At 49.3% G+C, this 21,499-nt stretch carries 10 protein-coding genes; 2 read left to right on the top strand and 8 right to left on the bottom strand.

The window, feature by feature from the left end; translation table 11 throughout:
• Nucleotides 1–348 precede the first annotated feature (348 nt).
• Nucleotides 349–717, top strand: a complete 369-nt coding sequence (locus ACN0YR_RS15470; protein ID WP_417850148.1) for a co-chaperone GroES — start codon at nt 349–351, stop codon at nt 715–717.
• Nucleotides 718–837: 120 nt separating this feature from the next.
• On the opposite strand, the gene ACN0YR_RS15465 is transcribed toward ACN0YR_RS15470, so the two are convergent.
• From ACN0YR_RS15465 to ACN0YR_RS15430, 8 genes are all read right to left on the bottom strand, one after another.
• On the bottom strand, nt 838–1,770 hold the full coding sequence (locus tag ACN0YR_RS15465) for an SRPBCC family protein (protein WP_417850147.1): 933 nt from the start codon (nt 1,768–1,770) through the stop codon (nt 838–840).
• 495 nt (nt 1,771–2,265) lie between these two features.
• Nucleotides 2,266–2,682, bottom strand: coding sequence for a hypothetical protein (locus tag ACN0YR_RS15460; RefSeq protein WP_417850146.1), 417 nt, complete (start codon nt 2,680–2,682; stop codon nt 2,266–2,268).
• A gap of 269 nt (nt 2,683–2,951) precedes the next feature.
• The gene (mraY, locus tag ACN0YR_RS15455; RefSeq protein ID WP_417850145.1) at nt 2,952–4,112 is read right to left on the bottom strand and encodes a phospho-N-acetylmuramoyl-pentapeptide-transferase; all 1,161 of its coding nucleotides are present in this window, start codon (nt 4,110–4,112) and stop codon (nt 2,952–2,954) included.
• A 354-nt stretch (nt 4,113–4,466) separates the two neighbouring features.
• Nucleotides 4,467–5,882: a UDP-N-acetylmuramoyl-tripeptide--D-alanyl-D-alanine ligase gene (locus ACN0YR_RS15450; RefSeq protein WP_417850144.1), complete on the bottom strand. Its 1,416-nt coding sequence runs from the start codon at nt 5,880–5,882 to the stop codon at nt 4,467–4,469.
• A 37-nt stretch (nt 5,883–5,919) separates the two neighbouring features.
• Nucleotides 5,920–7,440 carry a UDP-N-acetylmuramoyl-L-alanyl-D-glutamate--2,6-diaminopimelate ligase gene (locus tag ACN0YR_RS15445; protein WP_417850143.1) on the bottom strand — a complete coding sequence of 507 codons (1,521 nt, stop codon included), beginning with the start codon at nt 7,438–7,440 and terminating at the stop codon, nt 5,920–5,922.
• A 574-nt stretch (nt 7,441–8,014) separates the two neighbouring features.
• Nucleotides 8,015–13,879: a hypothetical protein gene (locus tag ACN0YR_RS15440; RefSeq protein ID WP_417850142.1), complete on the bottom strand. Its 5,865-nt coding sequence runs from the start codon at nt 13,877–13,879 to the stop codon at nt 8,015–8,017.
• An 11-nt stretch (nt 13,880–13,890) separates the two neighbouring features.
• A complete protein-coding gene (locus ACN0YR_RS15435) occupies nt 13,891–17,166 on the bottom strand; it encodes a hypothetical protein (protein WP_417850141.1) in 3,276 nt (1,091 codons plus the stop codon).
• A gap of 295 nt (nt 17,167–17,461) precedes the next feature.
• The gene (locus ACN0YR_RS15430; protein ID WP_417850140.1) at nt 17,462–18,244 is read right to left on the bottom strand and encodes an inositol monophosphatase family protein; all 783 of its coding nucleotides are present in this window, start codon (nt 18,242–18,244) and stop codon (nt 17,462–17,464) included.
• Between the two features lie 244 nt (nt 18,245–18,488).
• Between ACN0YR_RS15430 and ACN0YR_RS15425 the strand changes: the two genes are divergently transcribed.
• A partial coding sequence (locus ACN0YR_RS15425; protein ID WP_417850139.1) for a hypothetical protein occupies nt 18,489–21,499 on the top strand: 3,011 nt, incomplete at its 3' end.

Genomic DNA, 21,499 nt, shown 5'->3' with positions numbered 1-21,499 from the left:
TTCTGAAGTTCGATACATTGAAGTTTCTTCCTGGTGGGCTCAATAATGAGAGGGTTTCTTGAAAGCCCTCTCAAAATTGCTACCTTTCTCAGGAAATTGAACTCCAACTGGTACCGGATTCGGCGTGAGAACTGGGCTCAAACATGGTGCTGGGAGAGCAATGCGCCCGTTTTTGAGTGGTCTTCAGACCAAATTCACGTTTCTGAGGTGTTCTTAAAGACTTCTTAAGTCGTTTCCAGGATTGGCGATGCCGAACCCGAAAACAGGAGGCGTTCGTCTTTCAGGGCTGGACTGCGTACAATAGGTCGTATCAGTTGTTTATGGCCTCTTAGATAGGGGGAAGTGGATATGGACGATTTTGTCGAACCGCTCGGACCGCGGATTTTAATTCGAAAAGATGAAAACCGACACCAGACTCGGGGGGGGATTGTTCTGCCTGACCAAGCAGAGATTCCAACTATCACCGGGCGTGTCGTCGAGATCAGTCTCGAAATTCAAAATGATGAAGACTTTCCTGTCGCGAAGTACGACAAGGTACTTTTTCACCCCAAAAACGCCATTCCCGTCGACTTGGAATCAAACAACGTCTTGTTCGTTGTTCCGATCGATGATGTCGTGGCCGTTTTTCGTCGAAGCAAATCTCCCAAACTGACTGACGGTGAGATCGATGAAGATGTTTCGGGTTTCAGTGAATTCGATGATTCGGATGAACTGTAATTGACTGCGCGAGTTAAAATTTCCCAGGCCGATGCCTCCTTTAAGAAAGCACCCGTAAGAATACCAGCGTCAGGTCTTTGGTTGAAAATTGACGCGCACAGTGCGTGATGGACCCGTAGACTATTTCAATGGCAAATAGATCACTGTACGCAACTCAGCAGGTGGAGTTGAATCACAATTGTTTTTGTAAACCTCAAATGCTCCCGCTTTGCTCTGCTTGAGTTTTTTGTATCGAGCATGTTGGTTTGCGGCGCTCCAGGCGTTGCCGAGATGATCGTAGCGCCCGACATGCTCTGTTACGAGGGCTTGTACCTTTGGAATCGACCAGGTTGAAAAGTCAGCTGGGAATTCTCCAATAGAGTCCGGAACAAGAAATCCACTGGTGTAGTCAAACGTTCGTGCTTTGGCGTCCATGTGATGGTAGACAGAAATCCCTTCGCCTTCGACTTGTATGTTATGTTGAGCCAGTTTCTCAGCGACATCCTTGAAGGCAGATTCCATCGAAGAGCCGATGTTGTCGAATGTACATTGCTTGCGAACGCCAAGCATTCTTAGCGGACCGATCGATTCGACTCCACGAATGTTCGTCTTCGACTCGATTTCGCCCGTTTCGATCCACTCTTTCAACATCTTGAGACCACGTTCGTAGTCCATGCCGATGAACGTTTCCATCATTGGAACCATCCAGAACATATACCACGGCATCGCTCCACGCATGTGCCATGTCAGCGAAGTCTTGCCATCAGCATCATCAATATCGAACGAGACACTTGAAGTCGATTTAAACGGCTTCAGGAAACGGATCTCGTCTTCGATCTTTTGACCCGGCTCAAGACGGAGATGTTCCATCTCGCCCGCTCCCGTGATCTCTCCTTCCCAGGCATACGTTGAACCGACAGAGGCGGGATCTTTGGAGACGGTCACCTTCGCATCTGGCTCAGCACACAACCAGGGAGACCATGTCGTCCACGTCGAATAGTCAGAGACAATTTCGAAGACTTTCTCTGGAGAAGCATCGATCGAGATAGATCGTTTGACGTGAAATTTTGGCATCTCTCTACCCAGGCGGAAGAATTGATGGGAAGTCTTCTTGGAACGAACGTCAAGAATGACCTGAAGAGATACTGTACTAACAGAGAGGGGCGACCGACAACCAATGTGCGAACTACATAGATTCCCGCCGTGGAACATTCATTCGCGCTGACAAAACTTGAACACGAGTTCGAAATCCAAGGAGGGAGAACCAGCCCACCGGGGTTGTTCGTTTGTCTTGTCCTACAAACAATTTCTCGACACCATTGGAGCGGGATGCAGGTGTTTGAAGCTCTGTAAAAAGGTGGGAGTCGATGCGAATTGCTTCACATCGACTCCCGTCCCTCTCTCCCTACGACGCCTTAAAATTCATTGTGCGTAGTGCATACACTTAGAGTATTTTGATTGCTGGTCGTGCTCGTGAAGCTCACTTTCATGACTTCACACTCTGCTCGCCACGAGGCAGAACCTGCAAACCAATTCGAAAGATGCTCTAGAATGTACGCTTGTGTCGAATTAGCCGTTGTTCGCTTTGTAGTCGAGTTCTGCCTCGGAATGTGTCTGCATTGATTTAGCCTGTTGAAGTCGCTTTTGCATCGCTGCGTGACCGGTCAACTTGTCGCCTCGGCGTTGTCCGTTGACTAAAACCGTGCCGAGACCGGTGACCTCAACATGATCTCCCTCGCTGACAGAACCACTTTCCTCACCATTGATAATGAGTCGCCCTGCTTCATAACGAACGATCAATTCAGGAGAATCGTACATCAGCGAGCCATCTTCACCTTTGACAATAGCGTGTGTTCGTTTGTCGCGATGGATGCTGTATCGAATCCCATCGTGTGTACCAGTCCAAGTAAGTGAACTGCATGATGGGGCTAGCATCGCAAGCATTATTGCGAATACGAGACCAACTCTGACAGAACGATGAGACATGGTGTGTTTCCGGGAAGGGCTGTTTGCAGCCAGGCTGCTATATTTTTCAGCTCAGGAAAAGGTTGGAAGTCGATCCGATCCGAGAACCGGATCGACTTCCGTTCCCTCTCTCCCTACGCTGCATTAAACGAAGTGAACGAGTTCATTTCCGCTGCTTGATCTGCCTGTGATAAATGCTTTCACGATTGCAAAAACTGTTTGCCACGAGGCAAATTTAAAAATCAAGTTTTCGGACTGGTTCTAAAAAGTGTGAGTTAGGATTTTAGGAATTATTGAATCTTCAGGCTGGCGACACTGAGGATGGCGAGCAGTGCTGAGCCGATCCAGAATCGTGTCACAATTTTGATTTCATGTTCGCCTTTGAAGACGAAGTGGTTATGTAAGGGGCTACAGGCGATCAGCCGGTTTCCAGTCATTCGGAACCACCCGACCTGGGCAATCACGCTCAATGTTTCAATCACGAAGACACCACCGGCAATCACCAGGATGACCTCTTGTCTGGTGACCAAAGCTGCTAAAGCCAGCAATGCTCCAATAGGAAGTGATCCAGTGTCTCCCATAAAAACTTGTGCGGGGTAACAGTTGAACCACAGAAATCCTAGGACCGCTCCAACAAGTGCCCCCATGACGATGCTCAATTCTCCAGAGCCTGCCATGTAAGGAATGCTTAAGTAGTCTGCCATCACCATGTGACCGGCGAGGTAAGTCAGTGCGACAAAGGCTGTTCCTACAAACACCACACAACCACTCGCCAATCCGTCCAGTCCATCGGTCAGATTGACACCGTTCGAGGTTCCGACGAGTACTAAAACTCCCCAGAAGATGAACCCAACGCCTAACCAAATTCCGTACTGTCCGATCGGCCAGATCAAATCCAGGCCGTGTGTTCTGTCTCGTTGTTCAAAGTACAGCCAGGTAACCGCAACTGCAGCGAGTACAAGTTGCACAACAAACTTCTGTCTCGCTTTGAGCCCGCGTGTTTTCTTTCCGATCTTTGTCCAGTCATCCACCGCTCCCAGGGCAGTAAACGAGATCGCGACATACAGGCCAATCTGAACGTATGTGTTTGTTAAATCTCCCCAGATCAGGGTCGAGATAACAATCGCTGCGATGATGAACAGTCCCCCCATTGTCGGGGTATCCTGCTTCGCGGCGTGTAACTGGTTTAATGTTTCTGACGCACTATCGATTCGTTCGCGGCAACGACTTTTCAGCCATTTGATCGCCATGGGTCCCATCACAATCGCAGCCAGGAACGAAGTCATCGCAGCCATCGCGGTTCGAGCAGTCAAATAGACTCGCGAATCGCCAGACGCATGTTGTTCCATCTGTTCCGCCAAGGGAACAAGGTGTTGCAATAGCCAAGGGATCATGAGGAGGGAGGAGTCAGGACAAGGAGGGAGGATTTCGCGTTGGGAATGAGACTTCATTCCCGGGGAGGCTGTTATTCAGGTGGGCAATTATAAATTTGGGATGTGTACTTGAAGTAAATTGAATGCCATTGAAGAAACGGTTCTTTCAGGAAAAACGCTGAACTTCTCGAGGCAGATCTCGTTGATTGTTTTCGAATATGTTTTGTTAAAGATGTGCTATTAAAATGGATCCTGCTGCGAAGCAGCGAATTGGAGTGATCGACCCAGGTAACCACTCTGCCCTACGCCTGTGGTGCTTACCGCCCCGAGACGCCAGTGGGACGGTGCTGTGGAAGTCCCGCAACCTCAACAGCAGCGCAACAGGATCCAAGTTCTGAATTCAGGAAAATGAGGACTGAGTATTTGGCTTGATTAAGCCACTTTTCTTTGAATGGAATCGTGAGGGGAGTCTTGTGCAAGCTGTTGTTCAGCAAGTTGTTGGAGCCGTGGAATGAATGTTTCCATTTGCATTCCACGTGATCCTTTAATCAGGATCACATCACCCGGTTCCAACCATAAGTTGAGCAACATCATTGCTGTTTCTTGATCAAGACAGGTTCCCAGGCAGCCGGCATCCATGCCATTTTTTCGTGCGCTTCCTGCGACGTTTGCTGCCTGTGAACCGATCGAGATCAGTCGATCAATCTTGGAGCGTGTCACTTCTTCACCAAGGAGGTGATGAAAATCTTCGCTCCATTCTCCTAATGCGAGCATGTCGCCAATTAGGAGAATTTTCTTTCCGTGAGTTTCCCAATCCCGAAGTGTCCGGCACGCTGCGGAGCTGGACATCGGATTGGCGTTGTAAGTGTCGTCAATAATGGTCCAAGGACCGACCTTTTGAATGAGGCACCGCCCTGGAGTCGCCTGAAACGACTGAAAGCCCTGCTGAATTTCAGCATCGTTCATGTCGATTTGACGTCCAATTGCGATAGCAACCAGAGCAGCGGTCAGGTGATGTCGACCAGTGACAGGAATTGCAAACCTGGACTGCTCAACCTCAAATTCGATCTGATGGTTACTGACGGAGACATTCTTTGCGATCAGGTCGTTGTGTTCTCTTTCGCCGACCAGAATGACAGGGCATTTCGCCAGCTGTGCCAGTTGGCGAACGTTTCGATCATCTCCGTTGAGAACTGCAAAGCCTCCTTCCGGAAGCCGTTCGATGAGTTCCCCTTTTGTTTTAATAATGTTTTCGTACGAACCGAAGTCATCAAGATGACTGGGGCCGATTGCAGTGATGACTCCCACTTCTGGATTAGCGACTTCCGTCAAATCGGCGATGTCTCCGACTTGCGAAGCCCCGAACTCGAACACTCCAAAATCATGGAAATCTTCGAGTTGAAGTAAACTGAGAGGAACACCAAACTGGTTATTAAAGTTCCGCGGACTTTCTACTCCCTGGAATCGGGCAGAAAGGACGCTCGTGATCATTCTTCGAGTTGTTGTTTTCCCGACACTACCTGTGACTCCGATTACCAGAGCATCGAATTGCTTTCGATACCAGTCTGCCAAGTCCCACAGCGACATGAGTGAGTCTTGAACTTGAATGGTTCGGTCAGCATCGACTTGGTCTTCTTCCACAACGGCAGCAACTGCACCGTTTCGAAAGGCCTCATCAATGTAATGATGTCCGTTATGTCTTTCGCCGTCCAAGGCCCAAAATAGGTCACCTGGTTGGATCTTCCTTGAATCAATCTCAATCCGTGAGATCAACTGAAGGTCCTCCGGAAGTCCTTGCGGGACTCCGCCTGTTGCGGCGAGGAGTTCATCGACTCTAATCGCACGCATTATTTCGAGTCCAGTTGTTGTTCATTGAAGCACTTCATTATCCCGCCACTTTCGCAGGAAAGTTTGATTGTCCAGTAGCACGAATTGTTTGCAGAATTGCATCTCGGCAAGACATTACATCGTCAAAAGGGAATCGTTGCTCCCCAATGATTTGGAATTTCTCATGACCTTTTCCGGTCACCAGAACTGTGTCTCCAGGATGAGCCAAATTCATGGCACGTTGTATTGCTTTTCGGCGATCAAATTCGATCAATGGTGGATTTGCGGAAACGTCAAATCCACACAAGATGTCGTCAATAATCTGCTCAGGTGATTCGGTCCGGGGGTTGTCGCTCGTCAGAATGACTTCATCCGCAAGCGAAGCTGCACGTCCCATTGCGGAACGCTTTGTTCTGTCGCGATCTCCTCCGGCACCGCAGACGATGATGACACGGTTCTTGGAAATCTCCCGAACCGACTGAATGACATTGGCAATGGCATCGTCGGTGTGGGCATAGTCAACAAAGACTCTGTAATCCTGTCCGCACTCGACCGCTTCCATGCGGCCGGGGACAGGTCCACACTCTGCGAATCCTTCGCAGATTTCTTCTGTTGTCAGTCCAAGGTGAATTGCCCCGCATGCGGCGGCAACGCAGTTCGCGATATTGTGTTCTCCGATCAAGGATGTCTCACACATCATCCGCTCGACACCGAAATGGATTCGAAATCGGGAGCCTCGCGGCGTCATTTCAAGAATCTCAAAGGTTACATCTGCTTCATCCGATTGTCCGTAAGTGAGGGTTCTCACTTGCTGGTTCAACTCTGGAATCAGACTTTCCCAGTGCTCGTCGTCTGCATTTAAGACAAGAATGCCGCCTGGTTTTAAGTAGTCGACAATCTTCGCTTTAGCAGCGACGTAATTCTCAAAATTCGTGTGATAATCCAAATGATCATGAGTCAGGTTTGTAACGATGGCAACATCGATCCCCATACCAGCGGGACGCGATTGGTCCAATGCGTGGCTGGAGAGTTCAATGGCTGCGTATCGAGTTTTTTGCTCCCGCATGGCTGCAAGAAGCTGTGCGATTGTCATGGCATTGGGGGTTGTGAGCACGGAAGGCTCGGAAAGGATGCCATCACAATTTTCGATCGTCCCGATGAGTCCTGTTGGACGCGAGGCATATTCGAGAAGGGACCTCAAAATCCAGGTGGTCGTTGTTTTTCCATTCGTGCCGGTCACCCCTGCGATTCCCAAATGACGGGAGGGATCACCGAACAGTCCGTGGCAAATTTGACCGTAGGCTTTTGAAACGTCGGAAACGATGCATTGAGGAAGGGAAATATCCGCGAGTGGGAAATCAGTGAGGATTGCCGCGGCCCCGCGTTGAAGGGCTTGGGGAATAAACTTTCGGCCGTGGGTTTGATGGCCAGGGAGGGTAACGAAGAGACATCCCGGAGTACATTCGTCGCTGTGCGCTGCAACCGAAGAAACGGTTATATCTGCACAGCCAACGAAACTGGCTGAGGGGATCAGCCCGCGAAGGGAAACTGAACCGGGTTGTCGGAGGGGAGTCAACATGAAAACAGGGCGTCCTGCCCGTCAACATTTCATTGCAAGTGCAACAAAGTGCTGCGTCGTCAATGACGAATTGTGTAGGTGGAGTAAGGAGACTTTACAGCGAATGATCTGTTTCGAACAAAACCTGAAGGAGGTTGAAGATCACCTTAGTGAATGACTTCGATTTCCGGAGTTTTGCTCGTGCTTTTCAAGGTGCTGTGAGTTGTTGTGCTGTAAGGAGTTGTGTTGTTCGACCGGCGTGACTTGCCGGTTGAGTAAGAGGCATTCTGTTCATTTTTCGAAATCGGTCAACCAGACTTTGGTCGAAATTCAAATTTCTACAATTCGCATTGTACTTCTTACACGCGAAGATCTGGAATAGATCAAATACCGCATGTTTTTCCAGCCGAGAAAGCAAAGGGACCTCAGAGAGAATGCTCCACGGATCTCGCCCCTGACATCAGTCGCGTCTCTGCGACAGCATGTACAGCTGTCTGAAAGAGAAGATTCATCAGGAAAAGTCCGGTTCTGCAGCGAGGTGAGAGCACGATTCGCGTGATGGCGAACGTGTGCGTATCGAGAGTCGCCTCTCTGCTCAGCTGCTGCCCCTTGGTCCTGCGGGTTGAACGGAAATCTCCTGCGTCGAAGCAGACTGATCATTCGCACCACGGGATGTGCGCCCTGTCACCTTGTTACGATAGAGGAACAGCGCCAAGCAGACACAGACAAAACTAACGATCTGTGGATCGAGAAAAAGAAACCAAAAGATTGCGACTGCCAGTAAGGTCACCGGAGAATTTCGTTCGACCCATTTCGCAAGCTGTCCAAACTGGTAATGAAACATAATGAACAGATATCCCGCCAGACAAACGACCAGGATCTTGCTGAACCAAAGCAGCCATTGCGGCCAGGCCCACAACGTCGAGAGCTGGACCTGACCTGCCTCACTTTGATCTGACGTCACCCATTGAATGTTTTGAAAATCATTGTGGACATCAAAAAGCTGACTAAAAGAGGAGTCGGTTCTTTGAGAATTGGCAGTGACGGAATCGACCGAAATGGTCAAGTCTTTAAGGATGCTTGCCCACTCTTCCCGGTAACGTTCGATTGCCTCGGACTGTTCAAGAGTAAGGACATTTTTGGAAGCGATCTCTTGAATTCTCCCTTGGCACTCTCTGAGCTCTTTCTGAAGAGCACTCTCAACAGGGAGAGGGGATTGTAGAGACTTCGAAATTTCCAGCAGCGATTTCCAACGAAAAATCCAGATATCGATCTGATTCGTATCAGCCTGTTTTATCTTCGAGGTGTGTAAATCCCCTGTTTCAACCACTCCGAGCAGATGAGGAATTTTTGTCTTCACGTTCTCCAAGAGGGGGACTTGAATCTGATTCGTCGTCGGAGCTTCACTTGTCCAATGAACCGTAATTGCGGAAACGGAGTCATCCAAATCGAGATGCGCTGAACGTTCTCCGCCGCTGCCGAGTATTGGAATTTCTGTCCCGTCTGCCAGATATACGTGATCGAGCTCAATAGACGGTTGAAACGGCAACGGGCAGTGAACTGACTCCGACCCTGTAACCCAGAGCCGGGTAACTCCTCGCAATTCTCCGGAGACTTGAGGCCAGACCGCTGTCTCTGAATACTGAATTTTTGCCTGTTGAATTCCCTGTTCCATTCTGAGCGGAGAAAGAAAAAGTGAGTCTTCAAGAAGTTGGAATCCGTGCAGATTTGCATGGCTGATCGCATCCTTCCACTGTAACGGAATCCATTCAGGCAAGTTCTTTGACTGGACCTCAAGGACACCTGCCGAAGGGAATGCGACGGTCCGGTTCTCGTTCATAAAAAAGAACTGTGACGCCGTTCGCGCAGAGCTGATGAGAATCCGTGGGACGTCGACAGCGACAGCGCTGGTGGAATTTTGTTCGAGTATCGTTTTCATTTCATCCGGGAAGCGACTCGAAACCTGAATACTGACTCCATCCGAGAATCGCTCCGGAATCTGAATTGTGTATTCAATAGTGTTGCCCATCTCGTTTGCAGTTTTCCGGAAATAGCTTGGAGAGATACGCACATTCTCGTAAGCCATTGGCACGGAAAAAGTGACTGACTTCAAAGGAGTTTGCTCACCCGAAAACCGTAGCAATTGGACCAGAGTCCAGGAATCGTTGTTGCCAACATGCAACCTCGAAGCAACATCAACACGTGTTGCACTTGGCGGCGGCTGCAAACGAATTTGAGTCGGACGAAGTTGTAATTCTGTGCGAAACGTTCCGATAGTCCTCGGAGAATTGAATTCTTCAGGTTTCATTGCCAGCTCGGTCACTGTCGTCCCGCCGGGCATTTTAAGCTCAATATCCCAGTTTGTTTTGTCCAGAATCGTTAATGAACGCTCATTGACTTTCGAATCGTTCAGCCGAAGCTCTGGCAAGCCTCGGAAGATCTCAGATGAAAACCGCCCTTCTCCTGCGAGCTCAAGTTTTCGCAAACCGAGTTGTCCTCCAGGAATGAAAACCGAGACACGGTCGCCTTTTTGATGAAACCGAAATACTGTTTCTTCACCAGGAAGACGTGAACGAACAGAATTAATTCGAACTCCGCCATCGATCTGGAACTCGTGGACAAACGTTGGAAGTCGCTGAATCTCAATGTCGACATCCGCACTCCATTCAAGTGAAGATTGTGAAACATTGATTTTTTCATAAGCACTATAAGACGACTCGGGGTGTGACTCTGCAAGACGCAACCGGAGAACGTTGTTCGCTTTCATCTCAAGAATCTGGACCGGTCGACTTCGCCCGAAGGCATCGTTTTGAGGCCATGCTTCAGCCATCAGAAACTGAAGTGTCGGCTGGTTTTCGACAGGTTCAACAGAAATTCCAGGAGGAGTTTTAAGTCCGAGAACCTGAGTTTTCATTCCAGCTGACCAGTCCAGCTTGGGAACAACAAGTTCGCCGACTTGATTCACGAGAATCGGAAGAGAAAACGAAACCACAATCGTTTCACTCGACGAGTTGTTTTTTGATTCAACAACAAGATGCCGCTCCCCGTTCTCATCGACAGATTGAAACCACTGAGCGACCGATTGCCCGGCAACTTGGGAAACAAGAAGCTTTGGCGGCAACTGCAAGACGATTTCTTCAAAGTTTTCAGCATCGACCGGTTCCAGATAAAGCTGGCCGGTAATTCTCGCTGACGAGATATTGAGAAGGGTATAAAAATTCAAACGTTCTTCGATTGGCCGCCTGGCAATGGCGGGCATGGCAAAATTATGAACCGGCCCCACAGAAAGAACTGTTGAATCATTTTGACTTGAGAGAACTTGCCCCATTCGTGTCACAGACCCAACATCCATTGCCTCGGGAAGAGTCAAAGTTGCGTCAATGATTCGAGGAATGGAACTCCGAATTGTAGACGAGGCTTCCTGTCGGAAATTCAAATCAAACTCGACAGTATGCCGTTCCCATTCTGCGTCAAATGCTGAATTGGGACTATCCGGAGTGTTGTGAATTTTCACGATCACGCCCTGCCCATCGATTGACGGAATCAATGATTGCACTTTTCCATCAATCAGACATTCTGCCCCCGACTGAAAAACGACTCCTTGAAACTTAAGCTCGACGAGTGTTTCGGTTGCAGTCACTGGCGTAAGCACTTCCAGATGAGCACGATATAGATTACTGGGAGTCGACTGAATGAGTTCGTAACGCACTACTCGCAATAAGTACGGGATTGTTGAATCCGACGAATTGACAGTTTCTCGCTGTGCCGAAACATCCTGTGCGCTGAGCGATGAGGCGAGAAGCGCAATCGCGAACAACGAAACTGTTGCGAAATTTGGAATGATTTTTTTCGAAGGCTGGTTCTCCGGTATTCGTAAAAATTCGACAGGCAGCAAAACGGACAGGAATGACCCGATCAGCATTGCACCACCAATCAGTGACCACTCATTCACTGAGATCAACTGAAAGGAAATCAGAATTAACAGCCAATACGGACTCAGCCTTCTGATGGCGGAAGATCGGAGTAAGCGTCCTCCAGTTCCGATCAGTAAGCAGGCAAGAAACGCCGCCCAAGCGACGTTTTGGGTACGTGATTCATCCCAGGATTCAAATTGGATCGATTTCGCAGAAGTCAGACAATGAAAATGATACGTTCTTGCTCCACGAGCGGAGACAGAAGGAGAGGTCTCGGTCTGTGCTAAAACATCTCCATTCAGAACCAGTTCGGAATCGAGAGACGAGTCGCTCCTGTTTGAAAATGGGCCGAAGAAATACCGACGACTTCTGGTATCGCTCACCGAATCTGGAAGAGTCACCGATGTAAGGGTCCGCTTGGTAGGGAGTTCGAGCGACCATTCAAACTGAGTCGTTTTAAGTTCGGTGACTGGTAAGGGAATATTGCATTGCTGGCGAAGCCACTTCTGCTCCGCAGTCGAAATGTAAATCACCGAAACTTCAGAGAATGCAGAAATACCTTTAGGGAAACGAATCCGCTCTCCATCCCGATAGACCGTAACCGAGCGACCATCAATCGAAACGGCAGACAAAAGACAATTCTCCGGAAGTCGGAGTTGCAACTGCTCTGGAGTTGTTTGTCCAAAAACCTCAATCGTCGCATGATGTACGAGCTTAGGATTGACCGGATGATCAAGTGATTCAGCTTGCGTGAGGATCGACATTCGCGATGTCGGAAGTACGCTCGGTTCGGAAGTCTCGGTCTCTTGCTGCACAGATGAAGCAGGGTCCGAATCAGTTTCACTCAAATGACCGCCACGCGTACCGGTTGCTCGCAATAACCGAACGTCCGGAAGTGCTGCGAGGTTGGCGTTTGAGCTGAAAAAACTTCGCAGCTTATGCGGCGACTGGATTTGTCGTCGCTGCAATTTTTGCCAAAACTGATCCAAGTGAAACTCTGTCGTCACCTCGTTCCACTGGTTCGTTGACGTCAAATCAATCTCGACAGCTTCCGGAAGAATCCAGTCGCTGCGAATCGACTTCGTTGTCGCATTTTGAACGACCGGAACAGGTAACGGCTGGGCGGAATCAAACTCCGGAATTTCGGTGCGGGCCAGAATTTCAATCGTCTTACTCGATTCTGCTGAGATCGGTTCCTTGAAAGTGACGCTCAACAATCTTTGCTCGACTGACCAACTTGAAACTTCAGAATCCAGGTCCAGAGAATCGACAGCGACAACGACCCACTTTTCGGGGATTGAAATTGTTGTTGTAAACATCCGACCGCTTTTCGCGATGCTTGAAATTTTCGAGACAACCCAGGGAAGTGGCGTGTCCAGATAATGCAGCGAGTGAATTTCACTTCTGAGTGCATAATTGGGAGGACCAAGATCCACGATCAGCTGAGGACTTTCCTCGAACGCCTCGAAGCGCCAAACCTCTCCGCGAGGCTCATTGGTCAATCCGGTTTGAAAAAATCCTTTGGCCTGAATGTTGTGCAATTCGAGTGGCGATTCGATCCGAATGTTTGCCGTTCGTTTCGTTTCCAAGGACGACCTTAATTTCAAGACGGGAAACCGCTGAGGTCGAACCCATCTCACTGGTTGAAAACCTTGGATTCTCAGGCTCAGTCGGCCACGTGTGACGACTCCGGGGACCGTCACTCTCAGTAATCCGGGGGTTTTGGTGTCGCGTTCAAACGGCAGTGAAATCCCACTTGAAGAGACGGTTTGAACAACGAGCGTCGTTGGGACCAGAAACTCAAGTTCAGAAAGAGTTTTCTTGGTCAGTCCATCGACCAGGAAATGACATTGAACAAAGATTCCGTCTTGCCGCGCGACATGAATGGTATCGATCGTGACCTTCGGAATGATCGAGTCCGTTGGATTCCTATCGGTCACAATCCGAATAGTTGATGTTTGATGCCTCCCAAGATCGACGGTCCATAATGAATGGTCTGGCTGACCTGGAGCGGGAGCCGATGAAACGTGCCCCACGGAGGAGACTAATTGACTCCCATTCGGAATTGAAACGACAAGTTCGGTATGCGTGGCTCGGGGAAATTGACACTCAAAAATATGAGTCCCAGGATAAGACTTGCCATGCTTGCTCCAGTCTCCGGAGATCTGCTGCATCGATGGGCGAACAACAACGAGACGAGTATCGTTCTTCGTTGTCCCCCAGACTGCCGGCTTCGCATTAGATGTTAAGTTTCTGAACGCGAGGTTGACGTCTGAGATATTGATTGAGGCAGTCTGTTCCCCACGATGCAACAAGTCCCAATGAAAAGTCCCGGCAGTCAGGTCTCCATCCTGAAACGTCGCCTCGTAACGGGCGGATTCTATGACGGCGTGCGACCTGGTATTCGATGAATCCGAAAGCGCACTCGCATCTTGAGAGGAGTTTGCTTTCCCGGTGGCCTGCGATTCCTGCGGCGCAGGCTGTGCCCAGCAAATCTGTCCGAACAAAAGGAGAATGAGAGAGATATAGAGATTCCAGCTGCGCATCGACGAACCTCCTATTCGTTTGAAATTTTGGAGATACTCGACCCGGTCGGCGTATAGATCCGAGTCGTTCCGTCAATCGCATCCATCGCATTTCCTCCGATGGATTGATCACTCGCCGGATTCTCATCGAAACGATCTCTCTGCCGTGAGCGGCGGCTGTGCCTCTCTGAAGGGTCGGCATGAAGTCGTCTCATACGAACATCGATCACAGTCGCCGTCAGTGCCAGTAACACACCAAATCCGGCAGGCTGCAGCAGTAGTAACATCGGTTCGAGATACCACAAACTGGCAACAGCAAATGCGAATGCCAGAACGAAGAAAGAGAACACGTTGCGAGTCGCTGGGAAGTGATAGAACAAAAATCCCAGCCCGAGTGCAAAGCCAGCACCAATCAACAGAATGAGCGAGCGGTTCATCGATCGGAAGGCACCCTTTCGAATCGGTGAATAGACTCGAAACGCATAGTAATTATTCTGAAATTGAAACATTTCTGGAATCGAACTCAAAAGTTCTTTCCGTTCCAGCTGATAGCTGGGATTCGCTTGTCGTTCCCAGACGATTCCGTTTCTTCGCCACGAAAATAACGGTTTGAGTGCGGGGTATTCGAAAAGATGATGACCAAATGGCAGATTGAATTCCCAGACAGTTTCATTCACCCACACACTTTCAGAAAACTCGGGAAAGTCAAAGACCTGTGGATTTGCAAGTGAAAACGCTGAGTGGCGATCGTTTCGATACTGCAATTCCAGAATGCGGCGTTCTTGCGTCCCCTCTGGTAAAGTGATCACAATTTTCCCACGGTCGTTTTCGTATTCCGTGAGCGGCACACCATCCACCTGAATACTCTTGAATTCAGAACCACTTGGGAACGTCATCAATAAACGTGATTTTGGGGAGAGAATTTCGTATCGGGCAAACGTTTCACATTTCCCATCTTCTTCAAATCGTGTCCACAAATTTGCGACATCGACAACATACTGTTGAGAGGAGTCAACAAGAGTCCCTCCCACTAATAATGGAATTTCAAATGTCGTCTTTCCCCCTGATTGCTTGACCCACAAGGCGCCTTGCGGAGATGTCTGAACCGGGGCCCAACCAGAAGCGTTTTGGGTCACCTGAACGTTTTCAATCGGAATGATGAGGCATTCGATTCCGGTGAGTGGGACTTGAGACAGTGAAACCACCGGCAGCTTCACATTCTGCAGATCAGTATCGTCATCGAAAGGAAACCGATAGCGAATTTCGAGAGTGTTTTGAGCAAAGATCGCTTCTGGAAACGACACTTTCAAAACAGGACCGACCAGAACAATATCATCTAACGATTTCCCAGCGAGACGAACATCTAAACTCGATGAGACGTTCGTGGGTTGAATATATTTCAGCAAAGAGGCTGGAATATTGAAGTCAATGGACTTCAATCGCCCATGTTCAACCTCAAGGTCAAATTTTTGTTTGATCAGCAAGTCTCGCGGAGTCGCTTCCTGAACTTCAACGGTTGTCTTCGCAGTGACTTTTTGTTGATGTTGAGTCACAACTGCGTGAAGTCGCTCAGCATCCGCAGTTTTGACAATGCGAGTATTTTTTGAGAGCAATTTGTTCCGAAATGGATCAGAAACTTTCCAGATATCTGCGATCTGGTTGATGTAGTGTTTGCTCTCGATCAAAGGCAATTTCTCGACCAGAGCTTCATCGAAGGCGAGGTTAAACTCATCAGCCAGCTCTGTGACTATCAACTTTCCTCGAACGTACTGCTGAGGAATTTGCGGCAGAGTCCAGGAGAGGTCCGATCGATCTTGAATTGAAACCGGACGCTCAAACTCCGTAATCAAATGGACATGTTCGCCAGCCAACAACGGGCTTGCCAGTTGTAATGTGATCCCATCCGTCAGTTCATTAAATGTTGTTGGGATCTCCGCCAATGTCTCCGCGTCGGTCGAATTTCCCTTCAGTTTCCATCCATCAGTAGAAGAATCTGGCCATCTCATTGTTAATGACGAAACAGATCCACGCTCGACTTCGACAAGCTGATGAACAATCAATCTCATCGTTTTTTTCTGATTCAGCCTCACTTCATAAATGGGTGTCACAGAATGAAGCGGCTCGACTGGTTGTATTTCTTGAACGAGTCGAAATGGCTGTTGTAAGAACTCATAGACGCTATTTGGGCTTTCCATCTCTGTAAAGCTCATCTCTTCGATATTCACTCGGAAGACGAGTCGAGATGCGTCATTTTGTGGGAGAATCCGATAACCGGGTAGTTCGTCAATGCGGACCGTTCCACCTTCCTGTACAGCCCCTTCAACTTCGAGCCCATCAATCGTAAGCTTATCTCCCTCTTTGGAAATCTGCTTTCTCAAGAGCCAGTGCAACTCAATCCGTGCAGAAGCGTCAGCCATAAGTGGAATTCGAACCCAACCGTCGCGATCCTCGACCTTGGAATATGGGCGAATATTCCTTCCGGTTAAATTCAAAATTTCAAAATCAGTTGGCACACGAATCAGCAATTCACGTGTTGCCTGTGGTTGAAGATCGATAAATTGCTTGACATCCAGAACAAGCGAATCAGTCGAAGGCTTCAAGTGAAAGTTCGTCAGCACTTTCGAAACAGTTGCTCCCGTGCCTTGCGGGACTGTCCAGGTGCAATCGAGGTGATTCCGAGAGACGCTCGCTGAGACTTCGGTCGAAGTCTTGGAATGTTTCGTGGAGAGAATCTCAAGATTCTGAGAAGCCGCAATTGCAGCGTTGGCTTCCGGAATTGTCAGCTTGAGTTGCGTATCAAAGTTCGTTGAAAGGGGCGGTAACGAAAGAACAAATTGTGAACGGACCCCTTCACGTTTCACGGGGACCCACATTGAAAATTTCAAACGATGCTTCCCCAAGCCTTTCAGCATCCAGTAAATGCCGTCGTCTCTGCGATTTGGAGAAAAGTCAGGAGATTCCTCACCCGGTCCGTCGTATTCTCGTGACCAGATATGCGCTTGATTAAACTGCAGAGGTATGGAATGCCAGCCTACACCTTTGTTGATCACCACCTCGACGTCCGCCTCGACCTTGACGCGATCATCGACCACTTCAGCATCGAGCGCAACACTTGCTAAAAAGAAGTCCGGAACAAGTGCCTCTGTCGGATCAGGTTGACTCGTCGAGACCGGTTCTGTCACTGCATTTGGGCTCGCTGCCGCAGATGCCGGGCTTCCATTTGGACTTTGATTGCCATTTGATTCAAGTGGCGTTTCACGTGGAGATTGCTGCGAGAAAGCTGGTTGAACTTGCAGGAGTGCTGCCAAAATGAGAATCAGTCCACAACGGATTCCCCACCGCAAAGCTTCTCGGTTTTTTTCACCAAGAGGAGCAATTTTTCTGAAAGAATCCGGAATGAAATTGAGGAAACTTTTCACAAGACCTGCGCTTCAATTTGTCGGGGAAAGACTCGCAGCCGAGACTGAAGTTTGCCAATCAATAGCCACGTCCTGCGCTATCAACATCTTACCCCGAGTCAGACTCGACAACCAAGTCGTTTCACCGATTTTAACGATCTTTCAACGAGCAGTGTTCAACGCATCACTCGTGACGATGACCTGTTCATTCAGCATATTGCAATCGTGCCGATAATTCAGCGTGTAACGAAGTTCCATTTGATGCCAGCATGTTCGGGGCATTGACATCGAACTCCTGATCTTCGCAAGTTGTCACTTTTCCACCTGCTTCGCGGACGATGAGAACACCAGCTGCCATGTCCCACGGCTTCAAACTGGTGGACCAGAACGAATCGATTCGTCCACAGGCCACCGCACACAAATTCAAAGCTGCAGACCCGGTTCGTTGCACCGTCTGGGCCGCTTCCAAAACTTCGAGAAATCGACGAACAGCTTTGTTCTCACGACTCGCCTTGATAGGCAAACTCGCCATACACATCGCAGCTGAAAGCTCATCAATCACAGAAACTTCGATTTTCTGTCCGTTCACTTTGGCCCCCTCCCCTTGAATCGCGGTGAACATTTCATCTCGATTCGGGTCATAAATTACTCCGAGAATCAGCTCTCCATCGCACTCAAGTCCAATGGAGACAGCATAATACGGAAATTTATGCACATAGTTTGAGGTGCCGTCGAGTGGATCGATGATCCATCGATAAGGAGAATTCCCCTCGTTCCGCAAAAGTCCCTCTTCGCCGAGAAAGCGATGATCGGGAAACTTTGATGAGATCAGTTCAAAGATCGCTTTTTCAGAAGCAAGATCAGCTTCCGTCACAAGATTCGCAGGGCTTTTTTCACGGGGGGTAAAACGCCCCGCCCAATCTTGAAGAATCGCACCGCCTAAACGGGCTGCCTCGGTTGCAACTTCAAGTAAGTCCGTTCGATCCATTTCAGCATCCATTGCTTTAGTAAAAACTCTAAATCAGATTGATCCCGTAGCAATTTGCGTCGGAATATTCAGGCAACTTTGCCGATAGCGAAAGTTTTGCCGGATTGACGATTTTATTTGAAACATTCCCCATCGCCGGGGCGTCGACTATCATAGTAGGAGAAATCTCCTAATAAATAGAGTCTGCACCGTTGCGGTCTCTCGATTCAAAACGACTCCAGTTTCCCTTAACGAGAAAGAGTCGATGGCTGTTGCCGATCCAAAATCGAAACCTCAAAAGTCAGCGTCTTCAAAATACGTCGACTTTGATGAATTTATCGAATATCAGCTCAAAAAAACACGCTCAGGGATTCATCACACAGACGTTCTCTCAGCTGTCGTCGTTTTGGCGGTCTTCCTGACTGGATATTTGCTGGTCTTCACAATTGCTGACCACTGGATCATTCAGGGCGGATTGAGCGATCTCGCGAGAACAATCTTGCTGGGAATCGTCGGGGCGATCTCGGTCACCTGGCTCGTGACAAAAATCGCATTGCCACTCTATCGCGAAGTCAACATTCTCTACGCAGCCAAAGAAATCGAAGAATCCTACCCCGAACTCAAAAGTAGTCTCGTCTCCTGGGTTCAGTTTCGCGAAGAGGGTCGCGAGATTCCTCCTGAGATTCTCAAGGCGATTGAAAAGCGAACTGCTCTCGAAATCAAGGAGGCGGATGTCGACCAAGCTGTCGACCGTCGGTTCTTGATGCGAAGCTCCTATGTGCTTCTCGGCATCGTCGTCGTCATGTGTCTTTACACCGTTTTTTCTCCGAAGAAACTTTCCAACTCAGTTTGGAGAGCTTTCTTCCCGGCTGCCTCTGTCTCTGCATCGACAAAAACAGAAATACTGGAAGTCATTCCCGGAGATTATGAAGTCCTCGCAAGAGATCAACTCGATGTCACAGTCGATCTCAGCGGAGTAATTCCAGAGAACGTCTCGCTGCTGTTCACAACTTCGGACCATCGCTTCGTTGATGAGCCCATCGCGATGCGCAACACCGGAGAAGGACTTCCACGGTTCCGCGCGAGGTTAACAGGTACAAACGGCGAAGGACTCCTTAAAGATTTGACATACCGCATCGAAGCGGGCGATGCCGTTTCTGACACTTACCAGATTCGCATCAAGCAACCCCCTTCCGCTACGGTCACATCAATCGAGTACGACTACCCGGACTACATGCTGCTCGATGACAAATCACAATCGACCAGCACCATCGACGCTTGGGAAGGTGTTTACGTTACAGTCCGTGCGCAAACAAACATGCCCATCAGTTCAGCTCAACTCTTCCGCTCGGATAATGACGTCGCAGAAGAGACAGCCGACGTGATCAACATGCAGAAGACGGGGCCCGACCAGATCGAAGCACGCTGGAGACTCAAATTCCGGGAAGATGGAACTTTTGCGAACTACTACTTTATTCAAGTCAGAAATGAAGCGGATGAAACCGACCCACAACCGACTATTCACCGCATCAAAATCCGTCCGGATCTGAAGCCAGAGATCTCTATTCTGTACCCGACCGAAGATCTCAATGTCCCTGCAAATGCGGTGATCCCGATCGCTTTCGAGGCTCGAGATCCAGACTTCATGCTTCGGCGCGTCCTGTTGAAGCTAGAACGAGAAGGCGAACTGCTTCCGAATGTTCCACGCTTGTTCGAAGGCCCGGAAGCTCCCGAGGTCCGTTCAAAATATCGATTCGATCTCAAGCCTCTCAAGTTGAAAGCGGGCGATCAGCTGCAATTCTTTCTTGAAGCAGAAGACAACTTCGAGCCGTTTGACAACCTTCCGAAGCATGTGACCAGAACCTCCAAGGTGACCATCAATATCATCGAACCAGTCGAAGAAGAACAGGCCGAACAATTTACTCAAGAGCAAGAAGAGAACCTGCAACAGCAGTTGAATGAATCAGATCCGCAGCAGCAGGATCGTCAACAGCAGACGCCTCCGAAAGACGGTTCCGAGATGCCTGAGGAATCTAAGGAAGAGAACCCTCAGGAAAAGAATCCAAACGAACAGGGCGAGCCTCAAAATGGAGGCAAGCAAGAAGAAGGTGACCAGGAGAACGGTCCACCAGATCAAAAGAACATGTCTGACTCGGAGAAACGTGACCAGTCTGGCAAGAGAGGGGACTCTTCTCAAAAAGGTGAGTCAGGACAGGGCGCAGATGGCGACCAACCTAATCCAGAGAATACTCCGAATGAGAAGAAGGGAGCAAACGACCCTGCTTCTCAGAAAGAAACGGGAAACAAGGAGAAGTCATCCAAGGAGAATCCGGCAGAAGGAAAGCAAACCGGAGAACAAAATTCGGAGACTAATGGAAACCGCACCGAGAACACCTCGCAGAAGAACGGGACCGGAAGTTCACCGAAAAACACTAAGAAGGCTGAAGATGACCAAGCGTTAAAGAAATTGCTTGAGTGGAGCGAAAAGAACAAAGAAAAGAATCCTGACGCAGAACAGCAACCCGATCCAGCGCAACAAAAAGAGTCGGCGCCGAACGGCGACGCCGATCCGAATCAGGAGAACAAATCGGGGCCGCAACAGCCAGACGATTCAAAGCGGGACCCGATGAGCGATTCCCCAATGAACAGCGAATCAGAGTCTCCAGGCAACCCCTCAGCTGATTCACCAATGCCCCCCGGCGCGGAAAATAAAGACCCCGCCCCTGGAAAAACGTCTCAACCAAAGATGGATGGAGACCCTCAATCTGATTCCCAAAGTGACATGCCTTCAGCAAATTCACCGGAGATGAAGGGAGAGAATCCGAAGTCCGACCCATCGTCCCCCAAAGGAGACTCTCCACAAGAGAACACTCCCGAAAATGCAGCAAACGACTCTCCTCAACCTTCGAACACCGAAGGTGATAAAAGAGAAACCGGCAGTTCTTCAAAGAGCGGAGAAGAGCCTTCGACGGACTCTCCATCAGAGATGAAAAACACCACACCAGACAAGAACCAACCGCAAAAACCACCGGAGACTGCAAACCCCGAAACCAACAAATCCCCCGCTGGTGACATGGCAGACCAAACAATGGGCGACCCCCAATCTGGTGAGCCAAAGTCGGGTGACCCGAAGTCGGGTGATCCGAAGTCGGGTGAGCAGAAGTCTGGCGATCCGAAGTCCGGCGATCCGAAGTCTGGTGATCCGAAGTCTGGTGATCCGAAGTCTGGTGATCCGAAGTCTGGTGATCCGAAGTCTGGTGATCCGAAGTCTGGTGA

It is taken from the genome of Thalassoglobus sp. (assembly GCF_048270125.1).
Classification (GTDB): domain Bacteria; phylum Planctomycetota; class Planctomycetia; order Planctomycetales; family Planctomycetaceae; genus Thalassoglobus.
The sequence above is the reverse complement of the archived record's forward strand: the minus strand, read 5'-3'. Positions and strand labels throughout refer to the sequence as shown.